This is a genomic window from Marinicrinis sediminis (assembly GCF_042685085.1).
In the GTDB taxonomy this organism is placed as follows: Bacteria; Bacillota; Bacilli; order Paenibacillales; family KCTC-33676; genus Marinicrinis; species Marinicrinis sediminis.
On sequence record NZ_JBHUMM010000043.1, the window covers coordinates 54,151 to 75,569 of the forward strand.

General features: G+C 48.9%; 17 protein-coding genes. 15 read left to right on the forward strand and 2 right to left on the reverse strand.

Annotated features, from left to right (window positions below; translation table 11 throughout):
- The first annotated feature begins 138 nt into the window (after window positions 1–138).
- From ACFSUC_RS13950 to ACFSUC_RS14015, 15 genes are all read left to right on the forward strand, one after another.
- A complete protein-coding gene (locus tag ACFSUC_RS13950; RefSeq protein WP_379930232.1) occupies window positions 139–1,890 on the forward strand; it encodes a sensor histidine kinase in 1,752 nt (583 codons plus the stop codon).
- Window positions 1,887–2,666, forward strand: a complete 780-nt coding sequence (locus ACFSUC_RS13955; RefSeq protein ID WP_379930233.1) for a response regulator transcription factor — start codon at window positions 1,887–1,889, stop codon at window positions 2,664–2,666. The genes ACFSUC_RS13950 and ACFSUC_RS13955 overlap by 4 nt, the downstream gene beginning before the upstream one ends.
- A gap of 176 nt (window positions 2,667–2,842) precedes the next feature.
- On the forward strand, window positions 2,843–4,165 hold the full coding sequence (locus ACFSUC_RS13960; protein ID WP_379930234.1) for an ABC transporter substrate-binding protein: 1,323 nt from the start codon (window positions 2,843–2,845) through the stop codon (window positions 4,163–4,165).
- A 109-nt stretch (window positions 4,166–4,274) separates the two neighbouring features.
- Entirely contained in the window at window positions 4,275–5,159 is an 885-nt protein-coding gene (locus ACFSUC_RS13965; RefSeq protein ID WP_379930235.1) for a carbohydrate ABC transporter permease, read from the forward strand.
- A 16-nt stretch (window positions 5,160–5,175) separates the two neighbouring features.
- Window positions 5,176–5,997: a carbohydrate ABC transporter permease gene (locus tag ACFSUC_RS13970; RefSeq protein ID WP_379930236.1), complete on the forward strand. Its 822-nt coding sequence runs from the start codon at window positions 5,176–5,178 to the stop codon at window positions 5,995–5,997.
- Window positions 5,981–6,862 carry a glycoside hydrolase family 43 protein gene (locus tag ACFSUC_RS19265; RefSeq protein WP_449288690.1) on the forward strand — a complete coding sequence of 294 codons (882 nt, stop codon included), beginning with the start codon at window positions 5,981–5,983 and terminating at the stop codon, window positions 6,860–6,862. The genes ACFSUC_RS13970 and ACFSUC_RS19265 overlap by 17 nt, the downstream gene beginning before the upstream one ends.
- Before the next feature lie 24 nt (window positions 6,863–6,886).
- Window positions 6,887–7,594, forward strand: a complete 708-nt coding sequence (locus ACFSUC_RS19270; RefSeq protein ID WP_449288691.1) for a beta-xylosidase family glycoside hydrolase — start codon at window positions 6,887–6,889, stop codon at window positions 7,592–7,594.
- 2 nt (window positions 7,595–7,596) lie between these two features.
- A complete protein-coding gene (xylA, locus tag ACFSUC_RS13980) occupies window positions 7,597–8,904 on the forward strand; it encodes a xylose isomerase (protein ID WP_379930237.1) in 1,308 nt (435 codons plus the stop codon).
- A gap of 93 nt (window positions 8,905–8,997) precedes the next feature.
- Window positions 8,998–10,512, forward strand: coding sequence for a xylulokinase (xylB, locus tag ACFSUC_RS13985; RefSeq protein WP_379930238.1), 1,515 nt, complete (start codon window positions 8,998–9,000; stop codon window positions 10,510–10,512).
- An 11-nt stretch (window positions 10,513–10,523) separates the two neighbouring features.
- Window positions 10,524–10,781, forward strand: coding sequence for an aldo/keto reductase (locus ACFSUC_RS13990; protein WP_379930239.1), 258 nt, complete (start codon window positions 10,524–10,526; stop codon window positions 10,779–10,781).
- Window positions 10,782–10,903: 122 nt separating this feature from the next.
- Window positions 10,904–11,878, forward strand: coding sequence for a Gfo/Idh/MocA family protein (locus ACFSUC_RS13995; protein ID WP_379930240.1), 975 nt, complete (start codon window positions 10,904–10,906; stop codon window positions 11,876–11,878).
- 439 nt (window positions 11,879–12,317) lie between these two features.
- Complete coding sequence (locus ACFSUC_RS14000) at window positions 12,318–12,623, forward strand: hypothetical protein (protein ID WP_379930241.1); 306 nt, start codon at window positions 12,318–12,320, stop codon at window positions 12,621–12,623.
- Between the two features lie 9 nt (window positions 12,624–12,632).
- A complete protein-coding gene (locus tag ACFSUC_RS14005; RefSeq protein WP_449288692.1) occupies window positions 12,633–14,258 on the forward strand; it encodes an endonuclease MutS2 in 1,626 nt (541 codons plus the stop codon).
- Between the two features lie 180 nt (window positions 14,259–14,438).
- Window positions 14,439–17,009 carry a PAS domain S-box protein gene (locus tag ACFSUC_RS14010; RefSeq protein WP_379930243.1) on the forward strand — a complete coding sequence of 857 codons (2,571 nt, stop codon included), beginning with the start codon at window positions 14,439–14,441 and terminating at the stop codon, window positions 17,007–17,009.
- A gap of 176 nt (window positions 17,010–17,185) precedes the next feature.
- Window positions 17,186–18,979: an ABC transporter ATP-binding protein gene (locus tag ACFSUC_RS14015; protein ID WP_379930244.1), complete on the forward strand. Its 1,794-nt coding sequence runs from the start codon at window positions 17,186–17,188 to the stop codon at window positions 18,977–18,979.
- A 116-nt stretch (window positions 18,980–19,095) separates the two neighbouring features.
- On the opposite strand, the gene ACFSUC_RS14020 is transcribed toward ACFSUC_RS14015, so the two are convergent.
- Both ACFSUC_RS14020 and ACFSUC_RS14025 read right to left on the reverse strand, forming a co-directional pair.
- Window positions 19,096–19,956 (reverse strand): hypothetical protein, encoded by an 861-nt coding sequence (locus ACFSUC_RS14020; protein WP_379930245.1) that lies wholly within the window; start codon window positions 19,954–19,956, stop codon window positions 19,096–19,098.
- Between the two features lie 188 nt (window positions 19,957–20,144).
- Window positions 20,145–21,284: a glycosyltransferase gene (locus ACFSUC_RS14025; protein ID WP_379930246.1), complete on the reverse strand. Its 1,140-nt coding sequence runs from the start codon at window positions 21,282–21,284 to the stop codon at window positions 20,145–20,147.
- Window positions 21,285–21,419: the final 135 nt, after the last annotated feature.

Consider the following 21,419-nt stretch of genomic DNA (forward strand, 5'->3'; position numbering starts at 1 on the left):
ATCTGCGTTTATACGTTTATAAATGAATGGATATTGACACACAGTGCTAGGTGCCTGTGTGTTTTTTCTTTTCTGTCCTTTTCATATATCCGTTCTCTGTTACACTGTAGGTAAACATGAACCCGAGGAAGGTGCAAAGTGAAAAGATTGCGTCATGGCTTCCGACTCTTAACCACTCGCTTTCAAATGTTTGTGGGATTCCTGGCTGTTACCATGGTTGTGGTATTCGTGACGGTTTCGGGCGTTTATATCGTGCTTTCTAACTTATTGGAGAAAAATGCAGAGAACTATATGGCTGAAATTTCCTCTCAGGTCAATGGACGACTAGAGGCCTTGTTGAATGAAGTGAATGTGTCCACCTTACAGTTGATCACAGATGAACGGATTCAGAAAATGTTGGAGAAAGATCTGGTCAAAGAAAACCTGACCTTTGAGGAAAGAGCCAATGTCAGAAATATTGTCTTAAATGCGACAGGGACATCCTTTGTCATTGATTCGATAGAAATTTATGCCCGTGACAATGTTGTCTACCCACTTGTCAGTCGGACGATTCATGATCGGCTCAGTCGCGACACGATTGAGGCGATTGAGGAACACAAGGGGGCTCTGCACTGGATTGGAAAAGACCCGGCAAATGAAGAATATCTGATCGCTGCACGTCAGATACGTCTGTATGATCGAAAGTATGCAGACGGCGGGTATCTGATCGTTCGAGTCAAACCGATCTTTCTGGAGTTTCTCAATGATGAGATTGCCAGGATGGAGGGCAGCTTCATGATCTTGTCAGATCAGCAGGGCAATCTGATATCCAACTCACGTGCCGTTGAAGATCCGACTTATCAATGGCAGGCCGATGCCGATATCCAGAAGATAAACGTAGAGGGCAGGGCCTATATGCTCGCTCAGAAGGGAGTACCAAGTACAGACTGGCAACTGAAAATGCTTATCCCCTACAAGGAAGTGAATCAAGGGACGGACATTCTGCGTTCAGCCCTGATCGGTTCGGGTGTGCTCGGTATTTTGCTGTCTGCGCTCGTTTCATTCGGCCTGGCCTCCCTGATCACCAAACCCATTCGCAATCTGATCCGTACGATGTCCCAGTGGAAGAAGGGTCAGACGCTGCTCGTGCACACAAGACCGCACGTGAATAAAGAAATCAATCACTTGTACCGCACTTACAATGGTATGGCACAACATATCAATTACTTGATCGACATGGTTTATGAAAAAGAGTTAATCAAGAGCAGAGCAGAAATCAAGGCGCTGCAATCCCAGCTGCATCCTCATTTCCTGTTCAATACGCTGGAGACCCTTTACTGGTCGCTGATTCAGAACGGGGAAGAAGAGATGGCTCATTATGTCCTGACGCTGGCTGATCTATATCGATATACGGTCAATCCGAAAGGAAACCAGGGAATGGTTACCGTTGCGGAGGAGCTACAGCATGTTGAGCGCTATCTGAGTATTATGGAACTGAGAATGAAGCGAAGAATTCGATGGCACATCGACATTCAGGTGAATGACATGGCGTTATATATCCCCAAACTAACCATACAGCCTATTGTAGAAAATGCGATTGTACATGGAATAGAGCCTCGGATAGAAGGGGGATTTCTGGAGATCCAGGTCATCGAAAAGGCGGGGGATGTATGGCTGATCATTTCCGATAACGGTCTCGGCATGCCGGGTGCCAAGCTGAGCATGCTGCAGGAGAGTCTGATGAATGCAGAGGATCGGATGGTCGGAACGAAAGGGACGGGCATCGGATTGTATACGGTCCATCAATTGATCCGTATGTGCTTCGGGATGCCGTTCGGTCTTTCTATCGAAAGCCGTGAAGGAGAAGGTACGACAGTCAAATTAAGAATACCGGGGAGAACGGGTCTATGAAACATACCATTTTAATTGTAGATGATGAGTTGATGACGAGAAAGGGCATACTGGAGACGTTGCGAAAATGGGCGGGTGGACAAGATGATATCCTGACGGCTGAACACGGGATGAGAGCGCTGGAATTGTTGCAAGCGCACAAGGTTGACCTGCTGCTGACCGACATTCGGATGCCGGGTATGGATGGTCTGGAACTGCTGGAAGAAGTACGCAAGCAAGGCAACGAAGTGACGGCCATCATGCTCACGGGATATGCAGATTTCACCTATGCCCAAACCGGTATTCGACTGGGAATTGTGGACTATTTACTGAAGCCGGTTGATCAGGCGAAGCTGATCGAAGCGGTAGAATCAGGCTTGCAGCTAGCCTCACGCAAGCATCGGGCTCGAATTAGCGAAAAACTGTATCACCCGCAGCTTGAAATATTGGACAAAAAGCAGGAGCATGGCACGTTAAATGAGAGCGTTCAAAAAGCGATCTCATATATGATTGACCATCTCTCTGAATCTCCAGGCATGAAGGAAGTAGCTGCCCAGGTTCATTTGAATCACAGTTATTTCAGTGTGCTGTTCAAGGAGGAAACAGGGTACACGTTCAGTGAGTATTACACCTCGCTGAAGCTGAAGAAGGCAAAGGAATATTTGTTGACGACCAATCTAGATATCTTTGATATTTCAGACAAGGTAGGGTATCAATCCAGCGGCTATTTCATCAAGATATTCAAACAGGCGGAAGGCATGACCCCCAAGCAATATCGGGACTACCTGAAAAAATAGCAAACGGCGCTTTAGCCATGGGCATCCTTATCGACCCCCAAGATCCCAAATCCAGCTAAAGGCAATCATCCAACCAAAGTGCTATTTTATACAATTGATCTGCGCAGATGACCCGGCAGATCCTTGATAAAATGAAAGCGTTAACACCAAAACAGTTGGAGAAGGGGGAAGTCAATTTGAAACATGTAAGAAAATCCATGATGTTGTTGGTTGTAGTCGTGCTTTCATTAACGGTCGTGCTTGGTGGCTGCGGAGGAAACAATAACGAAGCAAATCAGGGGTCAGAGAGCAACAACAAGCCGCAAAAGGAAGAATCAAAGGAAGTCAGGGAAATCACGCTTTGGAGCTTTGAAGCGAGAGACCCGCATCGCACCCTGGTAACGGCTTCAATCGATGCTTTCAATGAAACACACGAGGATATTCAGATTAATGCAGAATTCATGGACGATGAGTCCTTCAAGACCAAAATCAAAGTAGCAGTAGCCGGTAACAACATGCCGGATGTGTTTACGTACTGGAGCGGTGACCAGTTCAAGACGTTGGTTGATGCAGGGGTTCTGGGTGATATCACCAGCCAGCTGAATGCAGATGAAGCGTTCAAGAATACCATTCTCCCCGGCGGCATTGAGACCTTCACCTATGACAATAAGAGTTATGCAGTGCCACTCGCATTGAATGCCGTCATGCTTTGGTATAACATGGATATGTTTGAGCAGAGCGGACTGAATCCCCCTGCCACCTATGACGAACTTCTCCAGGCAGTAGACACCTTCAATGCCGACGGGATCACACCGATTACGGTAGCAGGCAAGGATCGCTGGCCGGTTCTCCACTGGTACTCCTATCTGGCTCAGCGTGAAGGCGGCATGGAACCGTTTGAGAAAGCAAAGACCGGAGAAACAGATTTCGCCACCGAGACTTTTGTGCAAGCGGGTGAAAAGCTGAAGGAACTGGCTACGAAGAAAAATGGATTTGTAAATGGTTTTCTGGGTCTGGATTACGGCGCGGCAGAAGCATTGTTTACGAATGAAAAAGCCGCGATGTATATGCAGGGAGACTGGGCGATTGCCGGATTTGCCAAGGATCCTGCGTTCCTAGAGAAAGTGGGATTTGTGCCATTCCCGTCGATTGAGAATGGAGTAGGCTCGTCCCAGGTGTATCATGGTGGATTCGGTTTTGGCTATGCAGCTTCGAGTGAAACGGATATCGACGCCGCATATGAAGTCATCAAATATCTGAGTAGCGCCCAGGAACGAGGCAAGATTACGGAAGCGGCAGGTACGGCCGGAGCTGTAACCGGCATGGAGCTGGATGAGAGCAAAATGAATAGCCTGGCCTATGAATATCTGCAATTTATTCAGGAAAATGCAGAAGGATTCTTCGGCTATTATGATCAACAGCTCGACCCATCCAGAGCAGAGGCCTTCCTGAATGCCACCTCCGCGATCGTCGGTAAGACAGATGCGGATATTGTGAAAGAACTGAAGACTGTCCAATAGTTGTCATCAGTCGTCCCATCAGTCGATTTGAATAGAAAGAGTGTGGTCTTGGAACGTGAATACAGCTTCTGGGACCACATTCCTTTTCAGAGGGAGAGGAGGAGCACAGATGAGAGAGAGGGGCTTGTACCGCTGGTCCAGTATGTTTGTATTTATGGGCCCGGCTATCATCATCTTCAGTCTGTTTGTCGTAATACCGATTATCATGAGTATTTTTTACAGTTTTTTTGAATGGGATGCGATCAGTCCGAGAATCTACACCGGTCTGGACAACTATGTACAGCTCATCCAGGATCCGATCGTATGGAAGGCGTTGAAAAACTCAATCCTGTTGACCGTGTTTGCCCTGATCATTCAACTCCCTGTTGGCTTGTTCCTGGCTGTTCTTCTCAGCTATGGCCTGAAGGGATCTAATTTGTTCAAAACCGTTTATTTTATACCGGTCATGTTGTCTACGGCTGTGCTGGGCATCTTGTGGGGACAGATTTATGATCCGAACTTTGGATTGCTCAATCATTTCCTCATGCAGATTGGTCTGGAGAAATGGACACAGGTGTGGCTCGGTGATCCCAATTATGCGCTCGGCTCGGTCATCACTGTCGTTGCCTGGCAGTATATCGGCTTTTATGTCGTCGTCTATTTCTCAGCGTTGCAGAATGTCCCGGACGAGGTACTGGAATCGGCGCGCATTGAAGGGGCAAGCGAGTGGAAAATTCTCTTGCAGATTCGAATTCCGCTGATCTGGCATGTCATTACCTTCACCGTGCTGAATTGTGTCGTCAATTCCCTGAAATATTTTGATCTCATCTGGATTATGACACAGGGTGGACCGAACAATGAAAGTGAGGTCATCGCCAGCTATATGATGAAAAATGCGTTTACCTTGTTTGATTACGGTTATGGAAGCACCATTTCTACCTTCCTGTTTGTGTTTGGCTTAACGGTTGCTCTGTTGCTGTCCCGATTGTTGAAACGGGAAGCGATTACGTACTAGAGAGGGGAGCGACACGATGAAGAAGTGGATTCGAAACGGTATATTTTACGTGATTTTGATTAGTCATTTGCTGATAACAGGGTATCCCTTTATATGGATGTTCATTTCATCTTTCAAAACCAACAAAGAATATTACGGAGATCCCTGGGGCCTGCCTGCCGAGTGGCAGCTGGAGAACTTTGTGAAGGCCTGGAATGAAGGGATCAATGATTTCTTGTTCAACAGTACGTATATTACCTTTTTCAGTGTGCTTGGAACGTTGTTTGTGGCGACGCTGGTGTCGTTTTATTTAGCCAGAAGACCTTTTAAAGGGTCGGGATGGCTGCTCGGATTTTTCCTGCTGGCTATGCTTATTCCCGTGCAGAGCACCTTGATTCCGCTGTACGTCATGATTACGAATCTCGGCTTATACGATACCTTTTGGGCACTGTTTTTCCCGTATATCGGGTTCGGAATGCCCGTTGCAGTCTTTTTGATTTATGGCTTTTTCAAGCAATTGCCAGGTGAGATGGAAGAGGCCGCGATGATGGATGGCTGTACGATTTACGGCGTGTTTTGGCGCATTTTCCTGCCCTTGTCCAAGCCGATACTGGCTACGGTCACCATCTTGTCCGCCTTTAGCATTTGGAATGAATTTGTATTCCCGCTCGTGATGATCTCCAGTGACAGTCTCAAACCGTTACCGCTCGGGCTGATGAAATTCCGGGGGAATTTCTCGGCGGAGTATGGCACCATGAGTGCCTCGCTCGTGATCTCCACGTTGCCGATTATTGTGCTCTATTTGTTTTTGCAAAAGCATATTACGAAAGGAGTGGCCGCTGGTGCAGTCAAAGGATAGATGCCACATCCACAATCCTGTATTGAAGGGCTTTCATCCTGATCCTTCTATTCTCCGTGTCGGAGACGATTTCTACATGGCGACATCGACGTTTGAATGGTTTCCAGGTGTTCAGCTTTATCATTCGAGAGATCTGGTTCACTGGCGTTTGCTGCCGCATCCGTTAACACGCAAAAGCCAACTGGATATGAGAGGGAACCCGAATTCAGGAGGAGTATGGGCGCCCTGTCTTTCACACGATGGAGAACGTTTTTACCTTTGTTATACCGATGTGAAAAGCTTGGCCGGTGCATTCAAAGATACACCGAATTATGTGGTCACCTCGGCATCCATCATGGGTCCGTGGTCAGAACCGATGTATCTGAACAGCAGTGGTTTTGATCCGTCTTTGTTTCATGATGACGATGGCCGCAAGTGGCTGGTGAACATGGTCTGGGATCATCGCAAGGGCAAAAATCCGTTTCACGGCATCGTGTTGCAGGAATGGTCTGCCGCTGAGGGCAAGCTGGTAGGTCCGGTTTATCCCATTTACAAAGGCTCTCCTCTGGGAGGAACAGAAGGACCCCATCTCTATAAACGAAATGATTTCTACTATCTCATGACGGCTGAGGGAGGAACGGGATATGATCATGCGGTGACCGTTGCCCGATCCCGTCACCTGTTCGGTCCATATGATACAGACCCCGATAATCCCGTCTTGACAGCGGCAGGATCACCGGAGCTGTCGCTGCAAAGAGCGGGGCATGCCAGTCTGGTTGAGACGGCTGGGGGAGAATGGTATCTGGCCCATTTGTGCGGAAGGCCCTTGCCTGGAACAAGACGATGCAATTTGGGCAGAGAAACCGCGATTCAGCGCTGTTACTAGACAGAAAGCGGCTGGCTGCGCGTGATGGATGCCGAGCATCGGCCAGAGGAGATCGTCCCTGCGCCAGATCTGGCGTCTCATCCCTTTGATCAGGGCAATACGGTAGAGCATTTCGATGAAGAGAAACTAGACCTCCATTTCAGTACGCTGCGTGAACCGATGGATGAGTCGTGGATCAGTCTCCGTGAACGCAAGGGATATGCACGTATACGAGGAAGACAATCTCTGCAATCCGGCTTTTCTCAGAGCCTGATCGCAAAACGACAGACTGCGTTCCACTGTGAGGCTGAAACAAGTGTGGAGTTTGAGCCGCATTCCTTTCAGCAGATGGCCGGTCTCGTCGTATATTACAATACTAAAAACTACTATTATCTGCATGTCACCTGGGATGAAAATGAGGGGAAATGCTTGCAAATTGCCGCGAATCTGGCGGATCGCTATGATGAAATACTTGCGGAGCCAATCCCGATCCGTCAAGCCGGTCCCGTTTATTTGAAAGCAAGCCTGGCAGAGGGTGTGCTGCAATTTGCTTATTCGATGGATGGGATTGAATGGGTGGAGATGGGTCAGTCACTTGATGCCAGCTTGTTATCTGATGAGTGTGCCACAGTCTTTCAGGACGGGTATTTTACGGACTGGGGCTTCACGGGTACTTTTATCGGGATAAGTGTACAGGATTTGACAGGAACGAAGCGACATGCCGATTTTGATTATTTTAGACTGGAGGAATGAACATGAGCTATTTCAATCACATTCAACGCATTCAATATGAGGGACGGAACTCTGACAACCCGCTTGCATTCAAGCACTACAATCCCGAGGAAGTGATCGCAGGCAAGCCGATGAAGGAACATTTGCGATTTGCGGTTTCCTATTGGCATACGATGACAGGTGGTGGTTCTGATCCATTCGGCAGTGATACAGCGCTGCGGAAGTGGGACGGGCTGACAGGACTGGATTTAGCGAAAGCAAGGGTAGAAGCAGGCTTCGAATTTTTTGACAAGATTCAAGCGCCATATTTTTGCTTCCATGATGTGGATATTGCTCCGGAAGGACGCAGATTGAAGGAATCCAATGAAAATCTGGATGTGATCGTGGGTCTGATCAAGCAGGGAATGAAAGATACAGGAGTGAAGCTGTTGTGGAATACAGCCAACCTGTTCTCGAATCCTCGTTATGTACATGGTGCTGCAACCTCTCCGAATGCGGAAGTCGTAGCCTATGCCGCCGCACAAGTGAAGAAGGGACTGGAAGTTGCGCTGGAACTGGGTGCCGAGAATTATGTATTCTGGGGCGGCCGGGAAGGATATGAAACCCTGCTTAACACCAACATGGCGTTGGAACTGGATAATCTCGCCAGGTTCTATCACATGGCTGTGTCTTATGCAGGAGAAATCGGATTCAAGGGCCAATTTTTAATAGAGCCAAAGCCGAAGGAGCCGACCAAGCATCAATACGACTTTGACAGCGCGACCACGTTGGCTTTTCTCTACAAGTATGGATTAAAGGAGCATTTCAAGCTCAATCTGGAGGCCAATCATGCCACGCTTGCCGGGCACTCCTTCGAGCATGAATTGCGCGTGGCTCGCATCAATGGGGCGCTCGGCTCGATTGATGCCAATCAGGGGGATTTGCTGCTCGGCTGGGATACCGATGAATTCCCAACGGATCTGTATGCGGTCACCTTAGCCATGTATGAAATCTTGCAAAATGGCGGGATTGGATCAGGCGGGGTCAATTTCGATGCAAAAGTGCGCAGAGGCTCCTTTGAGCCGGAAGATTTGTTCTATGCACATATTGCCGGGATGGACACGTTTGCCCGGGGTCTGAAGGCCGCCAACAAGATGAAGGAGGATCGTTTCTTCGAAGATCGGCTTCAGCAGCGGTATGCAAGCTTCGAGCAGGGAATCGGGGCAGATTTTGTTAGCGGGAAGGCAGACTTTCATAAGCTGGAGGCTCATGCGCTTCAACAGTCTGCGATTCATAATCAGTCCGGTCGTATGGAGCAAATCAAAAATTTGATCAACGACTATCTTTTTTAATGATCATTTGAATGAGAAGGATCATTTTAATAAAAGTCTGTAGTGAATAAATCGTTTGGAAGTCCATGGGTGAGGAAGGAGTCGGTCTGGAACATGCGTTATGTCATAGGTATTGATTTGGGTACAACCGCCGTAAAAGCGATTTTGGTCAATGAACAGGGAGAAGTATGCGGGGAGGCCTCCAGCCCGTTTCAAATTCTGAGAAAAGCGGCCGGGTATAGTGAACAGCGGCCGGAGGAATGGGTAACGGGTACGATGCTGGCTATTCGGCAATTGATGAATCAGACCCGAGTGAATGCATCAGACGTGAAAGGACTGAGTTTTTCCGGACAAATGCACGGGCTCGTGTTGCTTGATGAGAAGCATCAGGTTCTTCGGGACGCGATCCTCTGGAATGATACCCGAACAACAAGCGAATGTCGCTTGATTGAGGAAAGACTGGGAGAGAAATTGATAGAGATTACTCGTAATCGCGCGCTGGAAGGCTTCACGTTGCCCAAACTGCTGTGGGTACAGCAGTATGAGGCTCAGCTTTTCCGTCAAGCTTCGGTCTTTTTACTTCCCAAGGATTATGTTCGTTATCGATTGACAGGTAAATTGGGCATGGATTTGTCCGATGCGGCAGGTACATTGCTCCTGGATATCGAACAGCGCCGCTGGAGTTCGCTCATCTGCGATACCTTTCATATCCCCGAGGGGCTTTGTCCGCCGCTGCTGGAATCAGATACACAGGTAGGAAACCTGCTGCCGGACATCGCGTCGCAAGTCGGACTGTCTACAGACACCCAGGTGTTTGCTGGTGGCGCAGACAATGCCTGTGGGGCGCTGGGAGCCGGCATCCTCAAGCCGGGTGCCGTGATGTGCAGCATCGGAACTTCGGGTGTAGCGCTTTCCTACGAAACAGAAGCCGAAGACCGGTATCAGGGTGATTTGCACGTATTCAATCATGCCCAGCGTGAGGCCTATTACAGTATGGGGGTCACGCTGGCGGCTGGTCACAGCCTGAGCTGGTTCAAGGAATTGTTTGCACGTGATTTGTCTTATGAAGAATTGCTTGGCGGTATAGATGAAGTTCCGATAGGATCGAACGGACTGCTCTTTACCCCTTATCTGTCCGGAGAACGAACCCCGCATTGTGATGCCGTCATTCGCGGGAGCTGGATGGGTCTAAGTGCGGAACATGGTATAGATGAACTGGCCCGGTCTGTGCTGGAGGGAATTACTTTTTCCCTCCGTGAGTCATTGGATGGTTTCAGGGAGGCAGGGAAACCCGTCGAAACGGTGATATCCATCGGAGGCGGAGCGAAGAACAGGCATTGGCTGCAAATGCAGGCCGATATCTTTCAGACGCCTGTCAGGAAGCTGAAGGATGAACAGGGACCTGCGCTTGGAGCTGCGATGCTGGCCGCTGTCGGGCTGGGCTGGTTCGATTCCTTGCACAGCTGTGCAGAGCGTTTTGTTCATTACAGTGGCATGGTGGAGCCTGTTGCTGCGCATGTGGAAGCTTATGAGTCGCTTTATCCATTGTACAAACAGGTATATAAGCAGACCCGGATGATTCACGAGGGCTTGGCTGCATTCCGACATCGCAAAATGATAGAGTCCTGAACGTACTTCGTTTGCGAGATGAGAATTTTACGGGTCATGGGCTGAAGGATAATCTGGAGAAAGTAGCAAGATTGAAGGACATCGCACATGACTACGGCGTGACCGTCGCGCAGCTCGCGCTAGCCTATGTATGGGCTCATCCGGCTGTGTCGTCCGCGCTTGTTGGCATTCGGAAGCCTGTTCATGTGCTGGATGCGCTGCCTGCTCTGGATGTAGAACTGGATGATGCTGCCCGTTCATATATCGACCAGATCGCATCGACACCGTGAATCCATTTGCCCTTCTTTTCGGAAATCGGGAGGCTTGTGAAACGATCACGTAAGCGTGTACAATGAAGGCGAATGAATGAATCGTTTCACTATTCATTACACCGACCTGAGGAGGAAGTCAGATGAAGATCGCCATGCTCAGCTTTTGGCACGTGCACGCGAAGGACTATGCGGAGGAAGCCTTGCAGCATCCGCTTGTTGATATTGCAGCAATATGGGATGAGGATGCAGAACGGGGGAGAAGGGAAGCTGAAAAACGAGGCGTACCTTTCTATGCGTCACTGGAAGAAGTGCTTGCATTACCCGACATTGAGGGCGTCGTAATCGATACCCCTACGAATAGGCATCACGATGTGATGATTCAGGCCGCAGAGGCTGGCAAGCATATTTTTACCGAGAAGGTGCTTGCAGCGACGACGAGTGAAGCGGAAGCCATTATCGCGGCCGCGGATCGGGCTGGTGTCATCCTGATGGTGTCCATGCCGCGACTGGATCATGATTACACGTCTACGATTAAGGATGTCCTTCATGCTGGCCGCTTGGGAAAGCTGACTCAGGCAAGGGTTCGTTTTGCCCACAATGGAGCGATTGCCGAGTGGCTGCCTGAACATTTCTATGATGCCGAGGCTTGTCAGGGAGGCGCGCTGATTGATCTGGGATGTCATCCGGTCTATCTGAATCGGTTGTTCCTGGGCATGCCGCAATCTGTGCAAACGAGCTTTAATTATGTCACTGGCAGGGAAGTCGAGGATCAGGCGACCGTGTTGTTCCAGTATGATCACGGCGCTGTGGGGATTGCCGAAACCGGATTTGTGAATGCTTTTGCCCCTTTCACCATTGAAATTCATGGAACGGAAGGCAGCCTGACGCTGGGCATACCAGATGAAAAGGTACGTATCCGCACGCAGGACACAGGAGGAGAGTGGGAAGTGGTGCCGATGAAAGAAGCTCGCCCGACGACCTTTTCCCAATGGGTCACCCAGATCGATAAACGGGAAAGAGCGGACGAGAATCTGCAAATGGCGCTGGACTTGACCCGACTGATGGAAGCGGCTTATCAAGCTGAGCGAGAGAAAAAGTCTGTCCAGATCACATAGAGGCAAGAAGCAAAAAACAAAAAACAAGAAACAAGAAACGAGAATGGCACATAGAACCGGCTTGACTTTTACTCGGTCAGCCGATACACTATGTGTAATTATAGCCCGGAAGGGGACATTTTGATGTTGGTGAGCATTCTTAACTAGTGAATTGAATACGGATGCAGGAAATATGCAAGATTGCAAAAAAAGCCACGATACAATGGTTTATTTTGTAACGCGCAATTTCAGACATTCGTTCACAGGTTAAGAACAGCACAACACGTCAAAACGCCATCTTTCTCATTCGAATGATGAGCCGTGCGATGCTGAATCGCGAGGTTTCACTGTTTATTCGGCATGAGGATCAGATTAGGCAAAGAAGGACGCTTGGCTGCGTCTTTTCTTTGCCTTTTTTTGTGTCCTGAAAACAATCTGTAACTACATTGGAGGAATGAACGTGCAACCGAACACCTATACCAAACTCGAATATGATCGACTCAAACAAATCTTGCAGCAACAGACCATGAGCTATCTGGGCAAAAAGCTTGCCCTGAATCTGAAACCGATGACAGACCGGCAGCAGATTCAAACCCAGCTGCGGGAAGTAGAGGAAGCTGCCGATGTATTAAGGCACAGCAGCAGCCTGCCCCTGCCAACGATGGAAGGCGTGGAGCAAGCCTTTGAACTGCTCGGAAAAGGGTATCTGCTCACCCCTCATGACTTGACTGCGATCAGCCAATTTTTGCGAAGCAGCTCCCAGTGATCCGCATTTCTGAAGAGAAAGGAAGAAGAAGCACCACATATGGCTGCGTACGGTTATTCGATGCTGGATCTGTCGCACGTCAATGAGCAGCTGGAACTGAGCATCCATCACGGTCAGGTTGCGGATGAAGCAAGTGCGGAACTGGCCAAAATCCGTAGAAAGATGAGGATGCTGGAGGACCGAATCAAGAAAAAGCTGGATCACATAATGAAGAAAGCCCGCAGCTATATGCAGGAAGCGATCGTCAGCAAGCGTCACGACCGTTACGTCATACCAGTGAAGAAGGAGTATCACAAGAAAGTAAAAGGTGTGATTCTGGATGAATCCGCTAGCGGGTTGACTGTATTCATCGAACCGATGGAATTGCAGCCTCTTCAGACGGAGTGGGCAGAATGGTCAGCCGCAGAAGCTGTAGAGGAACAGAAAATCCTCGGACATCTTACAGCGCTGCTGGAAGAGCACCAGCCCCAGCTGCAACTGAATCTGGATATTGTCGGGCAGACAGACTTTATTTTTGCCAAGGCCAAATATGCACGCCAGATTAACGGTCGCAGGGTGCAACTGAATCAGGACGGGATGATCGTGCTGAAGCAAGCGGTGCATCCTTTCCTGACAGGAAAAGCCGTCCCGCTGGATATTCAGATGGGTCAGGACTATCACGTCCTCATCATTACCGGACCCAATACAGGCGGCAAAACCGTTTGTCTGAAGACGGTCGGTCTGCTCACACTGATGGTGCAGTCTGGTTTACTGATTCCGGCAGATGAATCCAGTTCGCTGCACATTTTTCATGAGATGTTCGTCGATATCGGGGACAATCAGGATATGGAGCAATCACTCAGCACGTTTTCCTCTCATTTGCGGAGCATTATGGAGATGCTGAAAGGGGCCCATCCCAATACGCTTATTCTCATTGACGAGATGGCTTCCGGTACAGATCCGGGAGAAGGGATCGGCTTGTCCATTGCCGTACTGGAGGAACTGTATCAATTGGGAGCGACCTTGCTGGTGACGACCCACTACAATGAGATCAAACATTACGCGAGTCGCACAGATGGATTTGAGAATGCCCGAATGGAGTTCGATACGAAGACGCTGCAACCTCGTTATGTGTTGACCATTGGGGAAGCGGGAAGCAGCTATGCCTTCGATATTGCAACCAGGCTCGGTATGCCCGAACGGATCGTCCATCGTGCCCGCAGCTATGCAAACCGTCTCCTGCAAGATCAAGGAACCGTAACCGCAGATGAGCAAGAAGATGAGTCTCCATCATTGAAACGAACGGAGAGATGGAAAGAACAGAAACGAGCGCCAAGGCCTGGACAGGGAGACCAGCCCGTTCCTTCCCGGTTCTCTGTAGGGGATCGTGTTTTTGTTCCCTACCTGAACGAATACGGAACCGTCATGCAAACGGAGAATAAACGAGGCCAGCTGACCTTGCTAGTAAGGGGGGAGGCGTTAACGGTGCTTGGGAAACGGGTGGAATTATATCTAAGTCGCGACCAGCTTTATCCGGACGATTATGATATGGACATTGTATTTGAAGATGTAGAAACCCGTAAGAAACGAAAGGTAATGAGCAAGCGACATGTAGAAGGGTTGCAAATAGAGAAGAAACCCGATCGAGAGTCGTAACCCGATGCAGGGGCCTCCAACGCGAAGGAGGTCCCTCTTTGGTATAAAAAAGGTTGGATAAAAAGCCCACTTAAATACTAATTAATGGGAATTGGCGCACCATTTTGCTACCCAAAGTTACAGAAATATACTAAAATAGGCAAAAAGACTCGCATACGACTCAGATGGAGAACTGATTTTATGATGAGACGGAAACACGACATGAATCAAACAGGCAAGCAACACTCCCTGTACGAAACGGCATTTGAGCACGCTCCGATCGGGATGGCCGTGATCGATGCTTGCGGAGTGATTCAAAAAGTGAATCAGGCGCTGTGCCAGCTGCTCGGCTATTCGGAAGAAGAACTGCCACAGCTTACTTATCAGGAACTGACGCACCCCGAGGATTTGAAAGCGGATGCGTCTATTCTTGCGGACGTGAACGACGCTTCGGACAGATCTGCTTTCCAGCTTGAGAAACGATATGTCCATAAGCAAGGCCATCCAATTTGGGTCACTCTTCATTTAAAAGTACGCAGGGATGAAGCTGGCCAGCCTGAATATTTTGTCGCCCAGATCGTGGATATGACCGAACGGAAAAAATCAGAAAAACGGCTGAGAAAAATTGAAAAACGGCATGAGATGTTTACCGAGCATGCCATGGATATCCTCGTTAGTACGACCGAAGACGGGATTGTAGAGTATATTTCGCCTGCCGTTACCAAGATCCTCGGTTATGAAGCTGAGCAAATGATCGGACAAGATTCCTTTTCCTACTTTCATCCGGAAGATGCTCCCCGGGTGAGGCGTAGAGAATATGGGCTCGAAGGGATGCATATCAGTCGAGTTCGTCATGCAGCGGGCCATTATCTATGGTTCGAGACCAAGGTGAAGCTCATCGTGGATGAAGCGGGTACGGTCACGAATGTCATTGGTGTGGGCAGAGAGATGACGGAGCGCAAGAAAACAGAAGCCGATCTGATTCGTTCCCGGGAAGAGTTGATTGAGATTTTGCAGAATCAGCTCAGTTTGACCTTCAAGCTGATTCGGGCGAGAGATACCTTTTACTTCGCCATCGTATCTGGACAAAGTGAAAAGTATTTGTGTTGCAGTCCAAGTGAGGTGCTTGGAAAGTCGCTGGAAGAAGTATTTGATGAGTCGAGCTGCACGGTTCTGAATCATTATGGAGAGCGAGCTTGGTCAGGCGAAAGGGTCTTCTTCGAGATGAAGATGAACGACCGCTATTACTATCATTCCATGAATGTACTCCAGCGACCGGACGGAGAGTCGGAGATCATCGTGTCCGTGTTGGATATTACCGAACACAAGCGTTCCGAGACGGAACTCAAACTGAGCCAAAGCAAGCTTTCCCAGGCACAGCGTATTACACGGATGGGCTTCTATGAATGGGTGGCGGAGACGAACCGGATCGTGCTTTCCGAAGAAATTCGAGATCTAATCGGAGGAACGGAGGTTCGCGAACACTCCTATACGATGGAACAACTGCTGAAACGTATCCATCCCGATGATCAGGAGCGAATCCGTCAGCGAATCGAGACTTCCCGGACGACCCGGCAATTAAATGAGGAGTACCGGGTTTTGCAAGAGGACGGACGTATCCTGCATATGCATATTACCGGAGAGCTGTTAACCGATGATGATGGTCAGCCGCAGTATATGTTCGGCACCGTGCAGGATATAACCGAGCGCAAGCAAACAGAGCTGTTGCTCAAGGAAAGTGTAAAGCGCTATCAATCATTGAAAATCCATAATCCGGACGGCGTGTTTACATTGCTCTTGAATACTGACATTCAGGAGGTCAACCCGGCCGTACTCCAATTAACCGGCTACCAGGAGCAGGAATTGATCGGACTGCCATTTGCCCAATTGCTTCACCCTGATGATCGTCCGAAGTTGAGGAAACGATTAACCGCAGCGAGGAAAGGCAGGGAATTGCGCTCCATTTCATTCCGCCTTCGTCACAAGAGTGGCTATGATGTCGAGGTGTTATCCTCCCCGGCCACCATCGTCATTGATGAGCGAGTGGTGGGTTTTTATGTCATTGTGAAGGATATGACCGAGAGCCGCAAGCATGATGAGTTAATGAAGCAGGCGGAGAAGCTGTCCCTGGCCGGTCAGCTTGCTGCTGGTATCGCCCATGAAATCCGCAATCCGCTGACTTCTGTAAAGGGTTTCATCCAGTTGATCGCCACCGCGCCTTCTGTCAAATCCCAGTATATCGATATTATTCAAACCGAGCTGGATCGCATTGAGCTCATCGTCAGTGAGTTGCTCGTGCTGGCCAAACCGCATAATCTGCAGTTTCGTGAAGATTCCATCGAGCAGATTGTCCAGGATGTGGTCACGCTGATGGCTCCGCAGGCGACGTTACATGCGATCGAAGTGAAGCATCAATGTGCTCCTGGTCTACTGGCCATCCGCTGTGATTCCAATCAATTAAAACAGGTGTTTATCAACTTTATAAAAAATGCCATTGAAGCTTGTCCGAACGGGGGATGGATTCAGATTGAGGTGCAGCAAGGAGAAGGAGGAAGCATTCACATCTCCTTTACAGATAACGGCTGCGGGATACCGGAACATATTTTGCAGAAGATGGGCGATCCATTCCTGACGACCAAAAAGACCGGAACCGGCCTCGGCTTCATGATCAGTCAAAAAATTATCGAGAACCATCAAGGTCAGCTCCACATCACGAGCAAGGAGGGGGAGGGAACGACCGTAATGGTAACCTTGCCAACCGTGCCTGCCTGAACGTGAAATTTCGAGTAAACGGGCTCTAGCGAGAACAACAGGACCCATGAGCGCCATAGACCTCTCGTGAAAGATGAAAACGCTCTAATCATGAGTTGAATTATATTTGTTATCATAATATGATCTCAATATAGCTAACAAAACAAATGATGACAAAATGCTAGGGGCTGATGTGATTGAAGCATGAGAGAGCAACGCTGGATATGGAAGAGGTATTTGCGGATGACAATATTTCCAAAAGTCAACCGTTGAACATTCTGTCCCACCTTTATGCCGGACACACGAGGAAGCTGGTCTGGTCTTCTTTTTTCTATGTGATCAAGAGTTCGCCAACCTGGGTGATGCCCATTATTACAGCGAACATTATTAACATTGCCGTGAACCCGGGGGAGCATCAAGCTTTTGAGCTGTGGCTGAATCTGGGTGTGCTAGTGATCCTGCTGCTGCAAAATATTCCGACCAATGCGCTTTATATGAAATTTATGAGCAAAGCGATTCGACATGTGGAAGCCGGGCTACGCAGTACACTCGTACGCAAGCTTCAGCATTTGTCGATCTCCTTTCACAGTGATCTGCGGTCGGGCAAGATGCAATCCAAGGTGCTCAGGGACGTGGAAGCGATTGAGTTTTTGTCCAAGCAAATGATGATTTCTGTCCTGCCCGCTGCCTTCAACGTGATCATCGCGATAATCCTGACCAGTTATCACAGTTGGACCGTCATGTTGTTTTTTGTGGTGACGATCCCGATTTCCCTCGTGCTGGTGTCTTTTTTTCGAAAAAAAATGCGGTTGTCCAATCATGAATTCCGGCGTGAAGTCGAGGAGATGTCTGGCAAGATGTCCGAGATGGTGGAGATGATTCCGGTTACTCGTGCCCACGGACTGGAAAAGGTTGAAATTGACAAAATGGATGATGCCTTGTACCACATTAAGGAGAAAGGCCACAGACTGGATATGCTTGAGGCCTATTTCGGGGCTTCGAACTGGGTCACGTTTCAACTGGTGCAGGCAGGCTGTCTGATCTTCACGGCTTATTTGGCGTATACAGGCAAGATTCCCGCAGGCGATATCGTCATGTACCAAGGTTTTTTCAATATGATTCTAGGCTCTGTAACCGGATTGATCAACATTTACCCGCAAATGGCCAAAGGGTTCGAATCCATTCATTCCGTCACCGAGGTGCTGATGTCCAAAGACATCGAGTCATACCAGGGGAAAAAAAAGTGCAGCCAGCTCACCGGGAAAATTTCGTTCGAGCACGTGCATTTTACATATCAGTCTGGTCATACCCACGTTTTGAATGACTTTCACCTTGATGTGCGTCCAGGCGAAAGCGTCGCTTTTGTTGGAGCGTCCGGTGCAGGTAAATCAACGGTATTAAATATGATTCTGGGGTTTCATCAACCGACAAGCGGTCAGATCAGAGTAGACAATATTCCGCTCAGTGAACTGGACATGCAGAGCTATCGACAGCATATTTCCATGGTACCTCAGCATACGTTGCTATTCTCGGGCACGATTCGGGACAACATCACGTATGGTTTGCCGACTGTAAGTGAGGACAGATTGAAGCAGGTCATCGACATGGCCAATCTGCACGAGGTGATCGAGAAGCTTCCCCACGGACTGGACACCCTGGTCGGCGAGCACGGGGGCAAGCTGTCAGGCGGTCAGCGGCAACGTATCGCCATCGCGAGGGCGCTGATCAGAGAGCCCAAGCTGATCATCCTCGATGAAGCTACATCGGCCCTGGACAATGTATCTGAACGCCATGTTCAGCGAGCGATGCAGGAATTGATCAAGGGCAGAACCACGTTTATCGTCGCCCACCGATTGTCTACCATTCGTGATGTCGATCGCATCGTGGTGATGGAACAGGGACGCTGTGTGGAGATGGGAAGTTATGAAGAGCTGATGGCAAGAAGAGGGGCATTTTATGCGCTTCATCTGGCGAATCAGGGAATTGGATGAGTGGAAGCCTGGGCAGTCCGATCAGGTCGATGCCGAGTGAGGTGTAGGTAACTGAACGGACTGCCGCCAATTGAGATGTCGGAAACTGAACAGGCCGGGCAACGGCAAATGCACGATTAGGGCAGCAGGGTAAAACGGAGCGTCTGCTCGATTTGCTGCTGGAACATTTGCTGCATGGTCGGGGTATAGGTGGCATAGTTAATCGAGATTGTAGGGATCGACCAGTTGGAGATCAATTCAATCTCCAGGCTTCGTTGGGCTTTCAAATAGTCGTATACCCCCTGCTCTTCAGCCAGTTTGTGGGCCTGTCCATATGCCTGGCGGGTACACTGGTGCACGAACTGGTTCCACCAGCTATCAGAGCGTTCGGATCGGGCTTGCTGCAGGACAGTGCGCGGATCTTCCTGATGAAAATATATCAGGTTAGGCTGATGCGGTTGCATGATTTGGGTCATGGCCAGAATGTAGTCCTTGATTTGCGTGGTGGACTGATTGTGCCGGGCGAGCAAGAATGAAATGGGATGATGCAACAGACACCCTTCAAATATGTAGATAGTGCGCGAATGCAACGCATGTTTGCTAAATGATTGCCACCGTTCCAGCATGATGCGGCAATATTGTTCAGGAGACAGATAATTGGCATCATGCTGACTTAGAAACGCCATACAGGTTTCAGGAAAATCATGGTGAATATGGGATATTAACCCATAAGGGATCAGGCGGTGTCCGCTTGCATCCGATTGTACGAACGTTTGCAGCAGCGGCAACTGTTCGGGAAACCGCTGCGCCAGCATGTGCCATTGTGCATCATGGAGAACCGCGGTATAGGTGAGATCGACAGGATGATTGAGATTCCCTTCAAGATAGAGCTCTGTTAATTGACCATACTGCATCAGGATGGTAGACAACCATCTGGCTGTCGTGGTTTTTCCAGAACCGGGAATGCCTTCGATAAACCAAATTTTTGGTATATTCATGCTGTCACCTCTCTCTATCTTCCATACGTAAATTGATGTTTCGCTTACATTTCGTCAATCAGGTTGAAAATTCCTCTAATTTTGGATTTTTGATCATCTTCCATCGCATGACACCATTTCTCGATTATCCCCCGTCATTTTTGAGCTCACAGCTTAGCCTGTGATCGGGCCAGGTACAGGAGTCGCCGTCACTCCTGTATCTGGCTTTTTTTTATCTGTTTCTCCAAGTCATTCAGAGCGATGATGGCCTCTTCAAATGTCGGATAGAGTTGGAGGGCTGCTTCATAGCTTTCCAGCGCCTCTTTCTGCTGCCCCAGCTTCTCATAGGCCAGCCCGCGATAATAATAGGCTTGAAAGCTTCCGAGACCGTGCTGACACAAGTATTGCAAATGATCATCACCCAGCTCCAGACAAAGGTCAAAGACCTCGATCGCTTTCTTTACCTGATCCGTATACAGATAGATGACCGCTCGGTAAAATTGCAAGTCTACATAATCCGGGTACAGCTGCACGGCCTTTTCAATTCCGCTGCTCGCCCCATCGAAGCTGGCTGTGCTGACAAGGATCGAATATTTCAGCTTGTAGACCAGGGAAGGCGGTGTTTGGCCCTGCATAATAAATCGCAGGATGGATTGATTGATATGGGTGAAAGACGCGGCAAAATCTTTGACCCGATAATATTCGGAAGCCAAATGGTAATAAAGCCATCCATCATCCGGACGCTGCTGTAGTTGCTCTTCGAGCAGTTTTACATTTCGCTCATGCTTTTGCTTCGACGCTACGATTTGATCCAGATAACCGTAATGATACAGTTTGACAGGCAGCGTTCCCACTACGTCCTTGACTTCATCCGGTTTGTAGCGGCTGGACAGATCGAGCATCTCATGAATCGCTCCGGTGAAGGAGAGGTTCATATGATTGCGGAAGATGCGCGGATGCGCCATCCTGAACGTCTTGTAAGGGTTTCGTTCCTTGCCAAAATAATTAATGAGCTCGACGGACAGCACATCCTTCTGACTACTGCCTAGCATCGGTTTGATCAGGGGCGTCGTCTCTGTATCCAATTCCTCATCGGCGTCCATCCACAATATCCAGTCGGAGGAAGCTTCCCTGATCCCGGCATTGCGTGCCTCTGCGAAATGATGGGTCCATGGAAAGTCAATGACACGGGCGTTGAAGGACGAAGCAATATCGACGGTCCGATCCGTAGAACCCGTATCTACGATAATCATCTCATCGACTACCTCTGCAGCACTTTGCAAACATTGCTCCAGCATTCTCTCTTCATTTTTCACAATCATACAAAGAGACAGGCTTGGCTGAGTCATGCATACACCTCTATTTATGGAATCACAATCGATCTATCCTATGCCCTGCCATTTCGGTATGTGTATGATAGATTCCAATTTCTGTTTGAAATGGAACGACTGACAGGCTGGTGACATACATTGTGTTGATGAATT